The following is a 19,329-nucleotide window of genomic DNA, read 5'->3' on the forward strand; positions in this document are numbered from 1 at the left end:
GAGGTGGACACGGCAGCGCGGCGGTGAGTATCGATGTCACCATGACGTCCATGAGTCGCACGCTGTGCATCGCGCAGAACGCGGAGGCGGACGCCCTCCTGGCGGAGAACCCCTTGGCCCTGTTGATCGGGATGCTGCTGGATCAGCAGATCCCGATGGAGGTCGCGTTCAACGGGCCGAAGAAGCTCTACACCCGCCTCGGCGACAAGCTCGACGTCCACCTGATCGCCGACTACGACCCGGACGAGTTCGCCACCCTGTCGACCACGCCGCCCGCCATCCACCGCTACGGCGGCAGCATGGGCAAGCGGGTGCAGGCGCTGTGCCAGTACATCGTGGAGCACTACGACGGCGACACCGAGGCGATCTGGACCAAGGACAAGCCCACTGGCGCCGAGGTGCTCAAGCGGCTCAAGGCCCTCCCGGGGTTCGGCGAGCAGAAGGCCAAGATCTTCCTCGCCCTGCTGGGCAAGCAGTACGGCGTGACCCCCTACGGCTGGCGCAAGGCCGCTGGCGACTACGGCGGCGCCAACACCCGCATGTCCGTCGCCGACGTCACCGGCGCCGACTCCCTCGCCGCGGTCCGCGCCTACAAGAAAGCCAAGAAGGCCGCGGCCAAGAGCGGTTGAGGCCTTGGCTACCTGCGCTTACCCTGGGGACGCGGAGGTGGCCCCATGCGAGCAGCGGTAGGTGACCGGCTACACGTCCACGGTCGCAACGTCGGCAACGCCGACCATCTGGGCGAGATCCTCGAAGTGCGCGGCGCCGACGGCGCGCCGCCCTACCTGGTCAAATTCAACGACGGCCACGAGAGCCTGGTCTTCCCCGGGCCCGATTGTGTGGTCGAGCACGAGCCCCAATAGCTCCACTCGCTAACCTGTGTCCTCTTCCACTCTCAAGGGGGCACTATGCGAACTCGGCTGGCGATCATTCTGGTCACGGCGGCGATGACGTGCGGGCTGACCGCGTGTGACGCCGTGCGTGAAGCCACGAGCGCGGCCGACTCCGCCACCGACAAGGCGAGCATCTGCCTGGATGCCGCCAAGCTGGCGGGCTTCAACCCGGACCTCTCGAACCCCGAGCAGGCCGTCAAGGACGCGGAGAAGACCGCCGCCGACTTGCAGGCCCTGGCCGAGAAGACCGGTGACACCACCCTCAAGGGCGCGTTGACCGACATGTCCGCCAAGATCGGCGAGCTCACCCCGAACAGCATCGACCCCGCGAGCGTGACGGCGTGGGCCAAGGAAAAGGTGAGCGCCGCAAACGCGCTCACGCAGGCCTGCCTGTAGCGACGAGAACGGCCGCCTGCCCTGGTCGGGGCAGGCGGCCGTCGCACGCCGCGGGAACGGTGAATTACACGTTGGTGATTTCCTCGATCAGGGCGTCGACGTCGAAGAAGTCGCTCTCCTTGCCGATCGGCACCAGCTTGGCGGTGGCCGTGAGGAACCGCTCGACGGCCTCGTATTCCATCTCCAGCAGGGCGTGGCCCTCCGGGGACTCGATCTCCAGGATGATCGACGCGCGGCCCTCGGTGTGCTCCGGGCTGAGCCGGACGTCACCCTCGCCGGTGGGGCCGATCAGGCCCGCGACCAGCAGGTCCCGGGCGAAAATCCACTCCACCCAGCGGTCGCGGTCGGTCTGGAACGCCGCGGTGACCGTGAATGGCTCACTCGCTCGATACGTCCACCGGGAGCGCACCGGGGTGCTGCCGCCGTAGAGCGAGATGAGCTGCTCAGTGTGCTCTGCGTTCTTGTTCATCTCGTCGCCTCCCTGATCCCGGTTTGCGCTTCTGGTATTCGCGAACCCGTCAGGTGGGAAACGCCGCCTGTGGCGGTTTGTGATGCCAGTGCCTTCATGTTCACGCGATTGGGGGACTCTGGCCGGAAAATGCGGCTTCGGAGTTAACAAAAACGGGGCCCCACCGATGTGGGGCCCCGTCGTTGAATCCTCAGGTCAGATCAGGCCGAGGCCCTTGACCGCGTCGCGCTCCTCCGCCAGTTCGGCGACGGAGGCGTCGATGCGGGCGCGGGAGAACTCGTTGATCTCCAGGCCCTGCACGATCTCGTACTTGCCGTCCTTGCAGACCACGGGGAACGACGAGATGAGGCCCTCGGGGACGCCGTAGGAGCCGTCCGACGGGATGGCCATCGACGTCCAGTCGCCCTCGGGGGTGCCGTTGACCCAGTCGTGGATGTGGTTGAGGGCGGCGTTGGCGGCCGACGCGGCCGAGGACGCGCCCCGGGCCTCGATGATCGCCGCGCCGCGCTTGGCCACGGTCGGGATGAAGGTGTCGGCCAGCCAGGCCTCGTCGTTCACGGCCTCGGCGGCGTTGCGGCCACCGACCTCGGCGTTGAACAGGTCGGGGTACTGGGTGGCGGAGTGGTTGCCCCAGATCGTGAGCTTCTTGATCTCGGTGACCGGCACGCTCAGCTTCGCCGCGAGCTGCGAGATCGCGCGGTTGTGGTCGAGGCGGGTCATCGCGGTGAAGCGCTCACGCGGGACGTCCGGGGCGTGCGCCTGGGCGATGAGGGCGTTGGTGTTGGCCGGGTTGCCGACCACCAGCACGCGCACGTCGTCGGCGGCACCGGCGTTGATGGCCTCACCCTGGGGCTTGAAGATGCCGCCGTTGGCCTCGAGCAGGTCGCCGCGCTCCATGCCCTTGGCGCGCGGGCGCGCGCCGACGAGCAGGGCGACGTTCACGCCGTCGAACGCCTTCTTGGCGTCGTCGGTGATCTCGATGCCGCTGAGCAGCGGGAACGCGCAGTCGTCGAGTTCCATCGCGGTGCCCTCGGCGGCCTTGACGGCCTGCGGGATCTCCAGCAGCCGCAGGTTGACCTGCGTGTCCGGGCCCAGCAGGTGGCCGGAGGCGATGCGGAAAAGCAGGGCGTAGCCGATCTGGCCTGCTGCACCGGTGACGGTGACGTTGACGGGTGCCACTTGGCGGATCCCTCCCGAGACAAGGCGAATGAACCGGAGGCTACCAAGCCGTTGCCGGTGATCGCCGCGCGCGGTGAGCAGGGTCTCGGTGTTCCCCATCGGGTGGTTTCCGCCGACAGGCGACCTGACTTCGTGGATCACCCGGCGGTGAGGTCGATCATGACGAACCATGGTTATCGAACTGCTCGGCGAGGAATTGCGCGGGCATCGGGAGGAAGCCGGACTGAGCCTGTCGGAGGTCACCGCGCGGACGGGCATCAGCACCTCCAAGCTCAGCCGGATGGAGAACGGGCGCAAAGCCCAGAAGGCCGACGACGTCGCGGCCCTGCTGAAGGTCTACGGGGTGCAGGGGTGCCGCCGCGACGACCTGCTGTCGCTCGCACGGGGAGCCGAGGGGTCGCAGGTCGCGTCGCTGCGGGTGCTGGAGTCGAAGGCGACGATGATCGTCGACTACGAGCAGGCGATCGTGCCCGCGCTGCTGCAGACCGTCCCGTACGCGCAGGCCGCGCTCCGCGAGGTCAACATGGTCGACGAGGCGGTGTTGGAGGAGCAGTACACGAACCGGTTGCGGCGTCAGGCGATCCTGCGGCGCCCGCATCCGCCCCGGTTCTTCGCGATCATCGCCGAAACCGCCTTGCACACCGCGGTGGGCGGTCAGGACGTCATGCGCGAGCAGATCCGCTACCTCAGCGAGGCCGCGGGCAGGCCGAACGTGACGATCCGGATCGTCCCCGACCTGACCCACGGGCACCCGGGTCTGGGCGGGCCGTTCCAGCGCATGCAGTTCCGTTCGCGCGGGGCGGTCGTGGTGTTGGAGAACCGCACGTCGAGCGTGGTGATCGAGGACACCGCGCAGGTGCGGGTCTATGACCGGATCGTTGTCGAGCTGCTCAGTGTCGCGCTGACGCGGGACGAGTCGATGACGCTGCTGGAGAAGCTGTCCTGACTCAACGCGAGAGCGGGCCGCCCTCGATGGTCATGGCGATGGCGATGACCATCACCCCGAAGAAGCCGTAGCTCAGGACGTCGACGGCGCGCCCGCGAATCGCGATCAGGCCCGCCTGCTCGTCGCGCAGCAGGACCCGCAGGCCCGCCGCGAGGAGCAGGGCGAGGCCGATCCACACCGTTCCCTCGCGCCAGTAGTACTGCGCGATGCGCACGAGGCCGAGCACGACCACGGCCATGACCAGCCCGAACGGCAGGTGGACGAGGGCCGGGTGCTTACCGGTGCGCTGCGGGCCCCCGGTCACGCCGAGAGGTTCCGCTCGGCCGCTTCGACGGTGTTGCGCATGAGCATGGCGATGGTCATCGGGCCGACGCCGCCGGGCATCGGGGCCAGGAAGCCCGCCACCTCGCGCACGTCGGGGTGGACGTCGCCGACCAGGCCCTGGTCGGTGCGGGTGACGCCGACGTCGAGCACGGCCGCGCCGGGCTTGATCATGTCCGCGGTGATGAGGCCCGCGTTGCCCGCGGCGGCGACGACGATGTCGGCGCGGCGGACCTCGGTGGCGAGGTCCTTGGTGCCGGTGTGGCAGAGGGTGACCGTGGCGTTCTCGCTGCGCCGGGTCAGCAGCAGCCCGAGCGGGCGGCCGACCGTGACACCGCGGCCGACGACGGTCACGCGCGCGCCCGCGAGCGGGACGTCGTAGCGGCGGAGCAGCTCGACGATGCCGACGGGGGTGCACGGCAGCGGGCCCGCGTCGCCGAGGACGAGCTTGCCGAGGTTGGTCGGGTGCAGGCCGTCGGAGTCCTTCGCCGGGTCGACCCGCTGCAGTGCGGCGCCCGCGTCGAGGTGGCCGGGCAGCGGCAGCTGGATCAGGTAGCCGGTGCAGTCCGGGTTCTCGTTCAGCTCGTCGATGACGGCTTCGAGCTCGGCCTGCGTCGTGTGCGCCGGAAGGTCGCGGCGGATGGAGTTCAGGCCGATCTTCTTGCAGGTCCGGTGCTTGCTGCGGACGTAGGACTGCGAGCCGGCGTCGTCGCCGACCAGCACGGTGCCCAGGCCAGGGACCACCCCTCGCTCGGCGAGCGCGTCGACCCGCCCGCGCAGTTCGGCGAGGATGGCGTCTCGGGTGGCATTGCCGTCAAGGATCGTCGCGGTCACGTACCCCATCCTCTCACTCGCGGCGCGGAACGGCGGCGATACCCACCGCGGCGAGAGTCAGCGCGACGCCGATCACGGTCGTCGGCTCGACCCCCTCGCCGGGTGGCGGCGCGACCACGTCGAGCAGCAGGGCACCGACGAGTTGGCCCGCGACCGCGCACAGGCCGACCATCAGGACACCGACCAGGCGCACGGCGAACACGGCCGTCGACAGGGCCACGACGCCGAGCGCGCCGCCGACGTAGAGCCACCATTGGGTCGGCGGCGAGTTGGGCAGGCCGCGGATCGATACATCCACAGTGGACGCGATGACCAGCGCGACGAGTCCGACGGCGAAGTTGAGCATCGAGGCGAACGCCACACTCCCCGACGCCGCGCGCACCTGGCCGTTGACCGCCTGCTGCCAGCCGAGACCGACGCCGGCGAGGGCCGGGACGAGCGCGAGCCAGAGGTGGCCGGGGCGGTTGAACTCGTCGGACACGGCGATGCCGACCGCGACCACCGCCAGCGCGGCGCCGATCCCGCGGGTCACGGTGATCGGCTGCGCGGCGCCGGGAGCGATGCCCGCTCGGTCGACGAGCAGGCTGCTGACGACCTGGCCCGCGACCACGGCGACGGTGAAGACCGCGACGCCGAGCAGGGTCACCGTCAGGCCTTGCGACGTCACATACCAAGCGCCCGCCGCGCCGCCCAGACATTGCCAAGGGCGGAGCTGCCCTGTGGAGATTGCTTCGCGAAACCGGCCGATGCCCGCGCGCGCGGTCGGCATCGAGACAACGGCGATAAGCAGGATCACCAGGCCGATGGCGAAGGAGATCAGCGCGGCGATCAGGCCGTCGCCGAGGTGGCTGCCCAGCTGGCCGTTGATCCGGGACTGGGCCGCGAGCACGACACCGCCGAGGGTGGCGACGACGGCACCCAGTGGACGTGACATCCGATCAGATCCAGCGGTGCCGGACGGCGTGGACGGCGAGTTGGAACCGGGTGGTCGCCCCGGCGTGGTCCATCAGCCGCTGCAGGTGTCGGAACACGGTGCGTCGGCTGACGCCGAGTTGGCGGGCGATCGAGTCGTCGTTCGCGCCCGCGGCGAGCAGCCCGAGGAGCCGCTGCTCGATCGGTTGCACGGCGGAGGACGCGCGCGCGGCGCCGTGCAACGGGACCGCGAGCCGCCAAGAGGCCTCGAACAGGCCGACCAGCGCGGAGAGCAGGCTGCTCGGGCGGACCACCAGCAGCGACCGGTTCACGTCGGCCTCGGCGACCGGGAGCGAGACGGTCGCGAACTGCTGGTCGATGATCGTCAGCTTCACCGGGACCTCGGGCAGCACCCGCGCCTGCTCCCCCGCGGCCACGCACGGCTGGATGTTCTGCGCGTAGCGGCCCGGGTCCTCGACGGCGGCCCGCGCGTAGACGACCTTGTAGGTCACCTCACCGCGGTTGAGCTGCTCGAGCTCGGCGTTGTTGATGTGGCCCTCGGTGAAATACGGCGGCGAGTCCAGCCGCCGGATCTCCTTGCGCGCGCTGAGCTCCATCTGCTGGATGCGCTGGGCGATCGCGGTGCCGGTGACGACCTCGATCAGGTCGTCGGTGCGCTGCGGGGAGATCGCGCGGCGGAAGGTGTCGTAGGCGTTGAGCGTGGCCACCCGGGCCTGCTCGAGTTCGGACTCACGGCGCCTGCTGAGGATCTGCAGACCCGACGCGGGCGGCACAGGGGTTATGGTCCGGCCGTCCGGGCCACCGGCTCCGACGAGACCGGCGTCGATGAGGGTGCGCAGACTGTGCTGGACGACTTCGAGCGGCTCCGCCGCGCCGACGGCGATCTCCTCGGCCGTCGAGGGGCCGGTGCGCAGCAGATAGAGGTAGCTGCGAATCTCGTCTTCGGGCAGGCCGAGTCGAGAAAGGTGCGGCGCGAGATCGCCCTCGGACATGCCGGGAAGGTTGGCACAACTGTGACGGTGACACAAACAGGTTGCCGGGCTACCGGACAGGATGGTAACCGTCCGTCATCGTCGCAGGCAGAGGCTCGACGCACGATCCACCGTATGCCAAGGGCCTGTCGACAGGAGAAGATGTCCACGTGGCACAACCGACGCAGCTGAACCCAACGGAACAGGATGCCCTGGTCAAGCAGATCGGGCTCGCGTTGCTCCGGGCGGCACCCGCGGACTGGCATTCCATCACCGTCGACTACCGCGCGCTGGGTCGGTACGCGGAAGCGGTCGGCAAAGTGATCTTCGCTGATGAGACCACCGAGGAGTTGAAAGTCTCACCGGAGATCGCCGTGCTCTTCGGGCGGCTGCGGTCGGGGATGTACCGGGACGGGCGCGGGACTTGGTACAACGCCCGCTACCAGCTCGACCAGCCCTCGGCGTACAGCCTCGAGTACGACCGCGACGAACCGCGCTGGACGAACCCGCCACCGCCGCCCGCGTACGCCGACGACCTGCGGACCTTCCCCCGCGACGAGCAGAACGTGCCCGAGTGGCTGATGCGCCGGATGGCTGGGCTCAAGCCGCCGTTCCGGGTCGCGCGGATCTTCGACGGACCCGGCGCCGGTGGGCGTCCGGTGATCAACCGGCCGCCGATCGACGAGGGCGAGCGCGAGGACATCCTGCGCTACCTCGACGGCGCGCCCCTGGCGCTTCCGGCGCGCGGGTTCGACACCGATCACCTGGACGACGAGGCCCGGCAGTCGGTCCCGGTCGCGTTCCACACCGACGGCGCCTGGATCTGGCCGGCGGCGGTCAACTACTACCTGCGGACCCACAGCGTGCCGCCGGACCCGGACCTGCTCGAACACCTCCGGCGGGTGGAGTTCACCCTGCCCGAGGTCGACGACTCGACCCGGGCGGCGGCGGCGTCGTTCCTGGGGCGCGGGCCGCGCAGGCCACCGAACGGTGTGCGCCCGGCGCCCGCTCCCGTGCCCGCGCCTGCGCCTGCTCCGGCTGGGCCGCCGCCGATCATGGGGCCGGATGGGCCGGTGCCGCCGATCCCGGTGCAGGTCGGATTCGGGAACCGGGCGAAGCCGCCGGTCGAAGGGCCGGTGCACACAACCGAGCCGATCGACCGCACGCCTGCTGATGCCCCGGGGACGACGGCGGCCTGGTCGCCGACGCACGCCCCGACGGAGCCGACGGGCACGCACGCGACGGCGCCGATCGGGCGGGAGAAGGACAGTTGGTTCCCTGAACCCGCTGCTGGTCCTGGTGCTTCGGATTCGGCTCGGCCACCCGCGTTCGACTGGTCGGCTGAGGCGCCCGCGGCTCCGGCGGGCAGTTGGTTCCCGGAGCCTGCGACTGCTGCCGCGGCACCGGCTGAGGTCTCGGAGGAGGTTTCGGCGGCTGCCGGAACCCCGGCCGACCCGGCCTCCGCTGATTCGCAGGCCCCGAACTGGGCGCCAGATCAGGCTCCCGCGGCCGACCAAGGCGTCACCGAACGCCCGAACTGGGCGACCGGCGCCGACGGCGCTTCCGCGGCCGACCAAAGCCCCACCGAATCCCCGAACTGGGCGAGCAACGCCGACGGGGCTCCCGCCGCCAACCAGGGCTCCACCGAAACCGAGACCCCGAACTCGGAGACGAGCGACACCGAGGCACCGGCGGCGTCTTCCGATCATGGCTCCGCGTGGGCGTCCGGCGACGCCTCGGACTCTGGCGACTCCGCGCGAGCCGAGTCCGCCCCTGAATGGGCGGCGGGCGAACCTTCCGCCCAGTCCGCGGCGGGCTGGTCCAATCCCGTTGCCGGGCAACCGCAGGAGGCTTCCGGCCAGAACGCGGAGGCCGGGCCGTGGTCCGCCGACGACGCGGTGCCGTCTGGTGCCGACGAGTCGTCGGCCGCCAAAGCGTCTTCCGGCCCGTACGAGCAGGTAAGTCTGCCTGACGTCGGCGCGGCAGGCGTGCCCGCGCGGGACGACTGGGATGTCACACCGCCCACGCCCGCGGGCGCCGATGTGGTGTCGGCGGCCAACCCGCCTTCGCCGGTGGCGCCGGGGGTGGCGGCTCAGTTCGATCAGCTGCAGGCACGGCTGAGCGCGCTCGGCGTCCCCGAGTCCCGGTACCGGATCGGTGCGCTGCCGGAGTCGGCCGCGTGGGTGCTGGAGCAGTCCGGCGAGGCGTGGCGGGTCGGCTGGTTCGATGGCGGGTTCAGTGCTCCGCGGCAGTTCGACGACTTCGCGGACGCCTCGGCTTTCTTGCTGGGCAAGGTTTTGCTCGAGCCGGTCGAGTCCCCGCAGTCGACGATGCGAGCGTCGCTGGCCGACCTGGAAGACGACGACGATGACGAGTACGAGCACCGCCCCCGCAGGGCGGTGACCCCACCGGGGCCCGCGGGTGAAGACCTGTTCCGCCCCTCGCGCCCCGCCGACGACCTGTTCCGGCCGCGGCACACCGGCACCCCGGATTTCGACGACGAAGACGAAGACGAGTACCAGCACAGGCGCGCCGCGCCCCGCCCCACGCCGCGCGTGGGCGCCAAGCCCGACCCGGTAGCGGCACCCGGTATGTCGTTCGCTGGACAGCCGACGACCGAGGCGTCCGCCACCGCTGACGGTCCCTTCGACGATGGACGTGGACCGACCGAGGCCGCGTTCGGCAGCCAGACCGCCCCAAGCGACTCGTTCGGCGGCGATGAACCGTCGTCGGCCACCGGCCCACGAACGACCGACGAACACTCGGCGAACGAGAGTTCGTTCAGTGATGGAAGCACCGCAACGGATGGCGCTTTCGACGGACCATCCTCGGCAGGCGGCGCGTTCGATGAAGAACGGGCCATGGCCGACGGTTCATTCGGCGGACCCGCCTCAGCCAGCGGTGATGAAGGTCGAACCACGGTCAGCGATGAGCGTTCCGCGGAGGACGGTGCGTTCGCCGCAGGCCAGAACACAGCTGAAGGGGTGTTCGCCGAGGGGCACTCCGCTGCCGGGGATGCGGCCGCCGACCGCCAGTCGGCGGCCGAGCACGCGATCGCTGACGGGCAGTCGGCGACTGATGGCGGCTTCGGCGGTGCGCAGGACGCGTTCGGTCGGCGGTCTGTGGCCGATGGGACGGCCGCTGGTGGTCACGGTCCTGACAACACCACGTTCGACGGTGGACATTCGGCAGGCGACGAAACCTTCGCCACCCAACCCACCAACAGCGCGTTCGACGGCGGGCACTCGGCAGGCGACGAAACCTTCGCCGGCCAGACCGCCAACGGCGCGTTCGACGGTGGGCACTCGGCAGGCCAACCCGCCAACGCCACGTTCGACCACGGACACCCGACAGGCGACGAAACCTTCGCCACCCAACCCACCAACAGCGCGTTCGACGGTGGACACTCGGCAGGCCAACCCGCCAACGCCACGTTCGACCACGGACACCCGACAGGCGACGAAACCTTCGCCACCCAACCCACCAACAGCGCGTTCGACGGTGGACACTCGGCGAGCGACGAAACCTTCGCCGGTCAACCCACCAACAGCGCGTTCGACGGTGGACATTCGGCAGGCGACGAAACCTTCGCCGGTCAACCCGCCAACGCCACGTTCGACGGCAGGCAGCAGGCAGGCGACGAGACTTTCGCCGGCCAGCCCGCCAGCGGCGTGTTCGACGGTGGGCACTCGGCGGGCGACGAGACCTTCGCCGCCCAGCCCGCCAACGCCACGTTCGACGGCGGGCAGTCGGCAGGCGACGGCGCATTCGTTGGTGGGCATGCGCCCGCCAACGGTGGGGTTGAAGGAGAGTCGAACACCAACTCGGCGTTCGCGGGCGGGCAGCCCGCCGCCGCGGTTTCCAACGCGGGTGGGGAATCGGCGCCGGGGTCGTTGTTCACCCGTGACGATTCCGCAAGCGTCGCCGGAGCTGGTGGGCAAGCCGCAGGCACACCGGGCTCGTTGTTCACTCGCGCGGATTCCGCAAGCGATATGGGTACCCGTCCCGAAGACGCGCCCACGGACCCGCGCGGCATCCGGTTCGGCGACCGCGACGGCGCGGCTGGGTCACCCTTCGCCGACCGGCGACCCGCACCTGAAGACACTCAGGGTGTGCCGTTCGGGCGCGACGACTCGTCGCGGCTCGGTGAAGAACCTGCCGGGGGCATGACTTCTCCCCAGGGCCCACAGTTCGGCGGTGAACCTACCGGCGACCCGATCTCCACACATGGCGCACAGTTCGGCAACCAACGCGCAGGCGACACGACGCCTCCACACGGGGCACCGTTCGGCGGCAGCGAGCCCGGCGACATGGCCGCCCCACGTGGGGCACAGTTCGGTAGCCAAACCACCGAGGACACGGCGTCCGGGCACGGCACTCAGGTCGACAGCGAACCCACCGGCGACGCGACCTCTGCGCATGGCGCGCAGTTCGGTGGCGACGACCCCACCCGCAACGCAACCTCCGCACATGGCGCGCAGTTCGGTGGCGACGAACCCAACCGCAACGCGGCCTCCGCGCATGGCACGCAGTTCGGTGCTAACGACCCGGCCGACAACGCGACCACCACCCACGGCACACCCTTTGATGGGAGCCACACCGCTGAGAACACAGCGGCCTCAAGTGGAGCGCGGTTCGGTGCCGACAACTCCGCCGACAGCGCGACCAGCACGCACGGCGCACCCTTTGGTGGCAGCCACGCTGGAAACGCGGCGGACTTGAGTGGAGCGCGGTTCGGTGCCAACGACGCCGCCGACAACGCGACCACTACGCAAGGCGCACCCTTTGGTGGCAGCCACGCTGGAAACGCGGCGGCTTCGGGTGGAGCGCGGTTTGGTGGTGGCGACTCAGCTGCGGACCTGGTGGCTTCCCGTGACGCACGCCCCGGTGGCGGCGAGGCCGCCGGTGGCAACCGGTTTGGCGGGGAGTCCGCCGGTGTGGCCTCTCCCCGTCGGGTCGGGGCCCCAGCCGGTGGTGGGCAGCAGTCCGGCGCCGGGGGTGGTTCCTCCTCCCCTGGGTCTGATTCCGGTGTGAAGCCACAGGACTGGGCGATCCAGCCTCGGCCGGGTGACCCGCCGCTGACGTTGTTCCGGGGGAAGACCCTGACCGAACTGCCGCCCGGTACCGAGATCGACCGCTACGGCGAGCCCTCCGGCAACCTGACCTACGCCGCGGGCACGCCGTTCGAGCGGCGGTCGCTGGTGCCAGACTGGGTGACGCGGCCCTACCGCGTGTACCGCGTCCAGCGGCCGACGGAGGCGTTGACCGGGGTCGCCATCCCGTGGTTCGAGCAGCCCGGTGGCGGGACCGCGTTCGTGCTCAACCGGTCGATCGCGGAACTCATCGAGAGCGGCCACCTGGTCGAGATCCCCAACCAGGTACCGCCGACGCGGCCGTAGCCCTAGTCGATCTGCAGGCCGTGGGCGGCGGCGAACGCCACCGCGGTGTGCAGGTCGACGCGGGCGCCGCGCAGGCTTGCCTGGACGAGGCCGTCGGCGGTGATGCGGGCGTCGCGGAGGTCGGCGCCCTCGAGGTTGGCGCCGCGCAGGCGGGCGCCCGTGAGGTCCGCCTCGCGGAGGTCGGCTTCCCTTAGGTCGGCGTCGGTGAGGTTGGCCTCGCGGAAACGCAGGCCGGTGAGCTTGGCCTTGCGCAGCGCGGCCCCGGCCAGGCCGACGAGGGTCAGGTCGGTGTCGGTCACGGTCCAGGGACGCAGCCTGCAGTCGAGGAACGTCGAGCCGATGAGGCTGCAGCCCGCGAACTCGCTGAACATCAGGGTGGCGCGGTCGAACGTGCAGGTCCGGAACGCCGTAGAGCGGTGTCGGGACTCCCCCAGGTCGGCGCGGGTGAAGTCGCACTTGGTGAACGTGCAGCCGGTCGTCACCAGGCCGCGCAGGTCGGCGTCGGTGAAGTCGCAGTCGGTGAAGTGCCGCTGGTCCCACTGCTGCCCGTGCAGATCACTGTCGCTGTAGTCCTCGCCGGTCTCCACCTCCCCAGCCTGTCATGCCCCACTCACCGGAAGTCGCGCGACTTGGCCGGGATGCGCATGTCGAGTCGCTGCAACCGGTCGGCATAGAGGCTCACCACCCCCTCGACGCTCTCCACCACACCACGCACCAGCAGGGCCGAGCTGGATCGCGCGACCCTGCGGTAGCGCGCCCACAGTCCGGGCGAGCACACCACGTTGACCATGCCGGTCTCGTCCTCGATGTTGAGGAACGTGACCCCGCCCGCGGTCTGTGGGCGCTGCCGGTGAGTGACCGCGCCCCCGAGCAGGACCCGCGAGCCGGTGTCCACTTTGGACAATTCGATGGCGGTCAGCGCGCCCAGGCGGGTCAGGCGTTCGCGGATGAACTGGGTCGGGAAGCTGTCCGGCGACAGGCCGGTGGCCCAGACGTCGGCGACGGCGAGTTCGAGTTCGTCCATCCCGGGCAGCTCCGGGGCCTTGACGCCGACAGCGGTGCCCGGCAAGCGATCCGGCCGTTCAGCGGCCGCTGCACCCGCTGCCCACAGGGCCTCGCGGCGGAGCAGGCCGAAGCAGCCGAACGCGCCCGCGGTCGACAGCGCCTCCACCTGGGGACGGGTGAGCTGGACGCGGCGGGCCAGGTCGACCATGTCCAGGTACGGGCCCTCGCCGCGTTCGGCGACGATGCGTTCGGCCAGGTCGTCGCCGATCAGGCGGACCGCACCCAGGCCCAGGCGCACGGCCTGTTCGTCGCTGCCCGGTTCGACCGGTTCGAGGGTGGCGTGCTCAAGGCTGGCGTTGATGTCCGGCCCGCGCACGGTGACCCCGTGCCGCCGCGCGTCGGCGACCAGGGACTGCGGCGAGTAGAAGCCCATCGGCTGCGCGCGCAGCAGGGCGGCGCAGAAGGCGGCCGGGTAGTACAGCTTGAACCAGGCGCTGGCGAACACCAGGTAGGCGAAGCTCAGGGCGTGGCTCTCCGGGAAGCCGAAGTTGGCGAACGCCAAGAGTTTCTCGTAGATGCGCGCGGCCAGCGCCTCGTCGAGACCGTTGCTCGCGGCGCCCGCGTAGAACCGTTCGCGCAGCCGCTCCATCCGGCGCGTGGACCGTTTGGCGCCCATGGCGCGGCGCAGTTCGTCGGCCTCGGCTGGGCTGAAGTCCGCGACGTCGACCGCGATCTGCATGAGCTGCTCCTGGAAGAGCGGGACACCGAGCGTCTTGTGCAGCGCGTTCTTCAGCAGCGGGTGGTCGACGGTGGGCTCCTCCTTGCCGTTCTTGCGGCGGATGAAGGGATGCACCGACCCGCCCTGGATCGGCCCCGGCCGGATGAGCGCGACCTCGACGACCAGATCGTAGAACTCCGTGGGGCGCAGGCGGGGCAACGTGGCCATCTGCGCGCGGCTCTCCACCTGGAACACGCCGACCGAGTCGGCGCGGCAGAGCATCTCGTAGACCCGCTGGTCGGCGAGGTTCAGCGCACCGATGTCGACCGGGACCCCGTGGTGTTTGCCGACCAGGTCGACCACGTAGTGCAACGCGGACAGCATGCCCAGGCCCAGGAGGTCGAACTTGACCAGTCCGACGGCGGCGCAGTCGTCCTTGTCCCACTGCAGCACCGTGCGCTTGGGCATCCGCGCGGGCTCGACCGGGCAGACCTCGCTGACCGGGCGGTCGCAGATGACCATGCCGCCGGAGTGGATTCCCAGGTGGCGCGGGAAGTTCTCCAACTGCCCGGCCAGTTCGAGGACCGCGGTCGGAACATCGAGGTGGTTGTCGTCCAAAGTGGACTGCAACGGTCCCCAGCGGTCGATCTGCTTGCTCCAGGCGTCCTGCTGGCCGGGCGAGTAGCCCAGCGCCTTGGCCATGTCACGCACCGTCGACTTCGCGCGGTAGGTGATCACGTTCGCCACCTGAGCGGCGTGGCGCCGGTCGTACTTGTCGTAGACGAACTGGATGACCTCCTCGCGGCGGTCGGACTCGATGTCGAGGTCGATGTCGGGCGGGCCGTCGCGGGCCGGGGCCAGGAACCGCTCGAAGAGCAGCTCCCAGCGCACGGCGTCGACATTGGTGATCCCGAGCGCGTAGCAGACCGCCGAGTTCGCCGCCGAGCCTCGGCCCTGGCAGTAGATGTCGTTGTCGCGGCAGAACTTCACGATGTCCCAGACGACGAGGAAGTAGCCCGGGAAACCGAGTTCCTCGATGACCTGGAGTTCGTGAGCGAGCTGCGCGTAGGCCCGGGGACGTTCGGCCGACGAGCCGTACTTGACCGCGGCGCCCTCGTAGGTCAGCTTCCGCAGGAAGGTGACCTCGGTGTGCCCGTCGAGCACGTCGAACGGCGGCAGCTTCGGCGCGACCAGGTGCAGGTCGAACGCGAGTTGCACGCCGAGCAGGGCGGCGCGCTGCACGGCGCCCGGGTAGCGGGCGAACCGGTCGGCCATCTCCTGCCCGGTCCGCAGGTGGGCGGTGGGCGAGGGCGGCAGCCAGCCCGCCAGCTCGTCGAGGCTGCGCCGGGCCCGCACCGCGGCCATCGCCGCCGCGAGATGCCCGCGCGACGGGTGCGCGTAGTGCACGGCGTTCGTCGCGACGGTCGGCAGGCCGAGGTCGGCGGCCATGCCCGCGAGCAGGTCGTTGCGGTCGGTGTCGTCGGGCATGCCGTGGTCGACGAGTTCGACATAGACGCGGTCGGGCCCGTATGCCGAGGACAGGAGCCTGAGCTGCTCGAACGCGGCCTGGGGCCCACCACTGGCGAGCGCCAGCCGGACACCGCCCTTGCGGCAGCCGGTGAGCACGACACAGTCGTCGCGGGTCTCCTCGACGACCTCGAGAAGGTCGTAGACCGGTTTGCCCTTCTCCTCACCGCGCAGGTGCGCGGCGGTGAGCACCCGACACAGGCTGTGGTAGCCGGCCTGTTTGTCGGCGAGCAGCAGCAGATGCTCCCCTTCGGGGTCGGCGACACCGTTCTGCGGGCCGGTGAGGCCGAGGCTCAGCTCGGTGCCGAAGACCGTGCGCATGCCCAGCTCTTTGGCCGCCTCGGCGAACCGGACCACGCCGTACATGCCGTCGTGGTCGGTCAGCGCTATGGCGTCGAGACCGAGGAGCGACGCCGCCTCCACCAGCTCCTCCGGATGGCTCGCGCCGTCGAGGAAGCTGAAGTTGGAATGGCAGTGCAGCTCCGCGTACGGCACCCGCGAATCCCCGTCGGCCTGGTCGGTGACGCCGGGCGGCCCGACCCCCATCGGCGGCACATAGCGGTCGCGGCGGCGGGTCCAGCCCGGGCTGTCACCACCGTCGCCGACCTCCGGCGGCCTGCCGGAGAGGATGCGCTCGAGTTCCGACCACCGAACCGGTGGGTTGTTCCATCCCATTCGGGCGGCCGGTCAGGGAGACAGGGATTCGGGCGAGCGGCGCGGCAGCGGGATCAGGTCGGTCAAGTCGATCCAGTCGGCCCCATCGATGGCGGTGAGCGGGTCTTCGTCGTATGGCATCAGGCGTATATCCCTTCTACGGACCAGCTTTTGTTCTCACGCACCAGGAGGAGCGCCTCCTGGCTGTCCTCTTCGGACTGTTCGGCCAACAGCACCTGCAGGCGGGCGCGCCTGCGGGCGGAGTCCGGATCCCACCAGCGTTCGTCGGCGGGCCATGGCCCTGCCCAACCGGCGACCGCGCGGGGACGTCCGCCGCCGTAGGCCACACGGGCGGGCTCGCCGGTGAGGCGGAACCGGCCGGTCACCCCGATTTCCACGCCTGCCTCGTCGAACACCGACGCGGGCAGTGGGCGGACGGGAATGGCGGCGGGCGAGGGCGCGGGTAATCGGCCGGGCCATGGGCGGTCGGGAGGTGCGGGCGGGACACGCTCGTCGCCCCACGGGACAAGGTGGACCTGATCAGCGGGGCCTCGGCCGCCAGTGAGGACCGGGGTGAGGACGGCCTCGGGGCCGAGGAGTCCTTGGACATGGACCATGGCGCGGGCGGCACGTTCGGCTTGTTCGTCGTGGCCGCCCTGCCAGAGGCCGAGTTGGAGCGTTCGGCCGTCGACTGTCTCCTCCGGCTCGAGACGCAGGACCGTGATGCCCGCCGAGGGGCGGCCCGTGCCGCCGCGCAGCCAGCCGTCGAGCTGCCAGCGGACGCGGTCGGCGATGCCGGAGGCGGTGAGCGGGTCGGCGCAGCGCCACACGCGGTCGCGGGTCTCGCCGTTGGCTGTGCTCGCGTGGATGCCCAGGCGGGTGCAGGCGAGACCGTGCGCGGCCAGGCCCGCGTGGAGGCGCTCGCCGAGCGTGCGGGCGACGAACGCGGCGGCGTCGACCCGGTCGATGGGCGGATCGGGGTTGTGGGTGACGGAGAGGTCGACCGGCGGGCGTCTGCGGGAGGGCGGCCGTTCCTGCAGGCCGCTCGCCAGGCGGTGGGCGAGCTTGGCGTCGGCGCCGAACCGGGTGGAGACATCGCCTGGGTCCAGGGCGGCGAACGCGCCGAGGGTGCGGATACCGAGTCTGCGCAGCAGGTCGACCAGGTCCGGCCTGCCTGATTCGAGTTCGCGGATGGTCAGCGGGGCAAGGAATTCGGGGCTGCCGCCCGGGGGGACGAGCCGGTTTCGGTGGGCGGCCAGGGTGGCGGCGAAGAGGCCGTCGGCGATGCCGATCTGGCATTCGGCGCCGGTCCGGGCGGCGACCTGATCGATGAGGCGTTCGGCGGCGGCCTCCTCGGAGCCGAAGTAGCCGACCGGCCCGCGCGCGGGGACGGCGACGACTCCGGGCCGGATCACCTCGACGCCGACGGCCAACTCCTCGACCGCCATGGCCACCGGCTCGAACATCCGGGCGTCGCGGTCGACGTCGTCGAGGAAGACGACCAGGTCCGGGCAGCGACTCTGCGCCTCCCGGCGGCGCATCGTCCGCTGGACGCCGTCGGCGCGGGCACGGGCGTTGGCGGCGACGACGCGGTTGGCGGCGAAGACGGCGGCGGGGGTGTCGAGCGGCAGACCGGCGACCGTGCTCGCGGCGACGACTGGCCAGTCGGGGCACCAGACGACGAGCAGGCGGGACATGGCTCTCCCCAGGGTTGATCGGAGGTGCTCATCGTGGGGAGACGATTCGCTTGACTCGAACATACGTTCGAACGCTTGGGGTGTCAACCGGTCTTGCTCAGCTGTGGATAAGGGGCGCGCGGCAACGGGGTGCCCTGGAGGGCGAGGCGGGCGCGCACCGGTCGGGCGGCGGACCCTCGACCTTGGGCATAAACCTCGACCTGGCGGGCGCGGAGGTGGCCGTGCCCGTCGCCGAGGCCGGACCAGCGGGCGCGGGTGCAGCGCAGTTCGAGGTCGGCACCCGGCCACGCCCCGAACGCGACGAGCGCCGCGCCACGACTGCGCGCCCGCGCGGAAAGTCTGCGGGCTTGCGCGTCGGTGACCTTGGGGCTGGCGAGGGCGACCACGTCGAAGCCGTCAAGGAGGGCGGCGGCGATGGTGACGATGTCGTTGCCAGGATTGGGCACCAGGGCCAGCCGGTCCACCGCGACGCCGAGTTCGGCGGCGGCGAGGACACCTAGGTCGGGGATGCCGATGACCGCGGCCCAGGAACCGTTCGCGGTGGGTTCGGCGAGCAGGGTGAGCAGTAGGGCGGCGGAATCGCGGACGGCCACGGTGCCGCCGCGGCGGAGACCGCCCCAGGGGAAGAGGTGCGCGAGGTCTTCACGGACGGGGAGGACGCGCTCGCGGGTGGCGTGATCGGACCACGTGAGGCGAACGGAGGAATCGAGGGCGACGGCGCCTTCGGTGCCGGGATCGACGTCTCGGGCGAGGCGGCGGAGGCGGGCCGACGGGGGGCTCGGATCGTGTGGGCGCAAGTGGGCCAAGCGGCCTGCTGGGAGATTTCGCGAATGATCACGGTCAGCGGGGGCATCACGGTCGGCGGGCTCGACGGGACCGGCCGACTCGGCGGGACCGGCGGAGTCGGCGGGACCGGCGGAGTCGGCGGGACCGGCGGGACCGGCGGGACCGGCAGAACCGGCAGAACCGGCAGAACCGGCGGGACCGGCAGAACCGGCAGAACCGGCGGGACCGGCGGAGTCGGCGGAGTCGGCGGGGCCGGCAGGGCCGGCAGGGCCGGCAGGGCCGGCAGAACCGGCGGAGTCGGCGGGGCCGGCAGAACCGGCGGAGTCGGCGGGACCGGCGGGACCGGCAGGACCGGCAGGACCGGCAGGACCGGCAGGACCGGCAGGACCGGCGGAGAAAATGCGCAGACCGGTGGCCGATCGAAGATCGCCGACGCGGTCGTCGGGGTCGCCGAAGTCAAGGGTGCCCACTGTTGGATCGACTAAAGCGGGGTCGAAGGTGACGCCCTCGACGCGGGCGGTTCGCCGCACGGATCGAGGATCCAAGGCGGCCAGGGCGGCGCGGAGGTCGTCGGGGGTGAAGAGACTGGGGCGACCGCCTG

15 protein-coding genes are annotated in these 19,329 nt (G+C 70.9%); 5 read left to right on the forward strand and 10 right to left on the reverse strand.

Annotation, left to right across the window (positions count from 1 at the left end; genetic code table 11):
- The first annotated feature begins 50 nt into the window (after positions 1-50).
- From C8E96_RS04315 to C8E96_RS04325, 3 genes are read left to right on the forward strand one after another with little or no spacing between them, the layout of a single operon-like run.
- Positions 51-629, forward strand: coding sequence for an HhH-GPD-type base excision DNA repair protein (locus C8E96_RS04315; protein ID WP_091384187.1), 579 nt, complete (start codon positions 51-53; stop codon positions 627-629).
- A gap of 45 nt (positions 630-674) precedes the next feature.
- The gene (locus C8E96_RS04320; protein WP_091384069.1) at positions 675-863 is read left to right on the forward strand and encodes a DUF1918 domain-containing protein; all 189 of its coding nucleotides are present in this window, start codon (positions 675-677) and stop codon (positions 861-863) included.
- A gap of 45 nt (positions 864-908) precedes the next feature.
- Positions 909-1,289, forward strand: coding sequence for a bacteriophage spanin2 family protein (locus C8E96_RS04325; protein ID WP_091384071.1), 381 nt, complete (start codon positions 909-911; stop codon positions 1,287-1,289).
- A gap of 64 nt (positions 1,290-1,353) precedes the next feature.
- Here C8E96_RS04325 and C8E96_RS04330 read toward each other — a convergent pair whose 3' ends face one another.
- Together C8E96_RS04330 and C8E96_RS04335 are read right to left on the reverse strand one after the other, a co-directional pair.
- Entirely contained in the window at positions 1,354-1,758 is a 405-nt protein-coding gene (locus C8E96_RS04330) for an SsgA family sporulation/cell division regulator (protein ID WP_091384073.1), read from the reverse strand.
- Positions 1,759-1,953: 195 nt separating this feature from the next.
- Positions 1,954-2,937, reverse strand: a complete 984-nt coding sequence (locus C8E96_RS04335; RefSeq protein ID WP_228770363.1) for a malate dehydrogenase — start codon at positions 2,935-2,937, stop codon at positions 1,954-1,956.
- Between the two features lie 169 nt (positions 2,938-3,106).
- On the opposite strand from C8E96_RS04335, the gene C8E96_RS04340 reads away from it, so the two are divergent.
- Positions 3,107-3,883 carry a helix-turn-helix domain-containing protein gene (locus C8E96_RS04340; protein ID WP_091384075.1) on the forward strand — a complete coding sequence of 259 codons (777 nt, stop codon included), beginning with the start codon at positions 3,107-3,109 and terminating at the stop codon, positions 3,881-3,883.
- Between the two features lies 1 nt (position 3,884).
- On the opposite strand, the gene C8E96_RS04345 is transcribed toward C8E96_RS04340, so the two are convergent.
- Genes C8E96_RS04345 through C8E96_RS04360 form a run of 4 tightly spaced genes read right to left on the reverse strand, consistent with a single transcriptional unit; the run spans position 3,885 to position 6,963 of the window.
- The gene (locus C8E96_RS04345; protein ID WP_091384076.1) at positions 3,885-4,187 is read right to left on the reverse strand and encodes a DUF3017 domain-containing protein; all 303 of its coding nucleotides are present in this window, start codon (positions 4,185-4,187) and stop codon (positions 3,885-3,887) included.
- Positions 4,184-5,038, reverse strand: a complete 855-nt coding sequence (locus tag C8E96_RS04350; protein ID WP_194957344.1) for a bifunctional methylenetetrahydrofolate dehydrogenase/methenyltetrahydrofolate cyclohydrolase — start codon at positions 5,036-5,038, stop codon at positions 4,184-4,186. Before C8E96_RS04350 ends, C8E96_RS04345 begins: the two co-directional genes overlap by 4 nt.
- A gap of 13 nt (positions 5,039-5,051) precedes the next feature.
- Positions 5,052-5,972 carry a DMT family transporter gene (locus C8E96_RS04355; RefSeq protein WP_091384078.1) on the reverse strand — a complete coding sequence of 307 codons (921 nt, stop codon included), beginning with the start codon at positions 5,970-5,972 and terminating at the stop codon, positions 5,052-5,054.
- Positions 5,973-5,976: 4 nt separating this feature from the next.
- Entirely contained in the window at positions 5,977-6,963 is a 987-nt protein-coding gene (locus C8E96_RS04360) for a helix-turn-helix transcriptional regulator (RefSeq protein WP_091384079.1), read from the reverse strand.
- 149 nt (positions 6,964-7,112) lie between these two features.
- On the opposite strand from C8E96_RS04360, the gene C8E96_RS33850 reads away from it, so the two are divergent.
- Complete coding sequence (locus C8E96_RS33850) at positions 7,113-12,341, forward strand: glycohydrolase toxin TNT-related protein (RefSeq protein WP_228772118.1); 5,229 nt, start codon at positions 7,113-7,115, stop codon at positions 12,339-12,341.
- Positions 12,342-12,343: 2 nt separating this feature from the next.
- Here C8E96_RS33850 and C8E96_RS04370 read toward each other — a convergent pair whose 3' ends face one another.
- The 4 genes from C8E96_RS04370 to C8E96_RS04385 all read right to left on the reverse strand — a co-directional run bounded on the left by C8E96_RS04370 (position 12,344) and on the right by C8E96_RS04385 (position 18,748).
- Positions 12,344-12,928: a pentapeptide repeat-containing protein gene (locus C8E96_RS04370; protein WP_091384083.1), complete on the reverse strand. Its 585-nt coding sequence runs from the start codon at positions 12,926-12,928 to the stop codon at positions 12,344-12,346.
- Positions 12,929-12,951: 23 nt separating this feature from the next.
- On the reverse strand, positions 12,952-16,266 hold the full coding sequence (locus tag C8E96_RS04375; RefSeq protein ID WP_091384084.1) for an error-prone DNA polymerase: 3,315 nt from the start codon (positions 16,264-16,266) through the stop codon (positions 12,952-12,954).
- A gap of 119 nt (positions 16,267-16,385) precedes the next feature.
- Positions 16,386-17,942 (reverse strand): DNA polymerase Y family protein, encoded by a 1,557-nt coding sequence (locus C8E96_RS04380; RefSeq protein WP_091384085.1) that lies wholly within the window; start codon positions 17,940-17,942, stop codon positions 16,386-16,388.
- A gap of 83 nt (positions 17,943-18,025) precedes the next feature.
- Positions 18,026-18,748 carry a hypothetical protein gene (locus C8E96_RS04385; RefSeq protein ID WP_091574596.1) on the reverse strand — a complete coding sequence of 241 codons (723 nt, stop codon included), beginning with the start codon at positions 18,746-18,748 and terminating at the stop codon, positions 18,026-18,028.
- Between the last annotated feature and the right edge of the window lie 581 nt (positions 18,749-19,329).

This window comes from Actinokineospora alba (assembly GCF_004362515.1).
GTDB classification, from domain to species: domain Bacteria; phylum Actinomycetota; class Actinomycetes; order Mycobacteriales; family Pseudonocardiaceae; genus Actinokineospora; species Actinokineospora alba.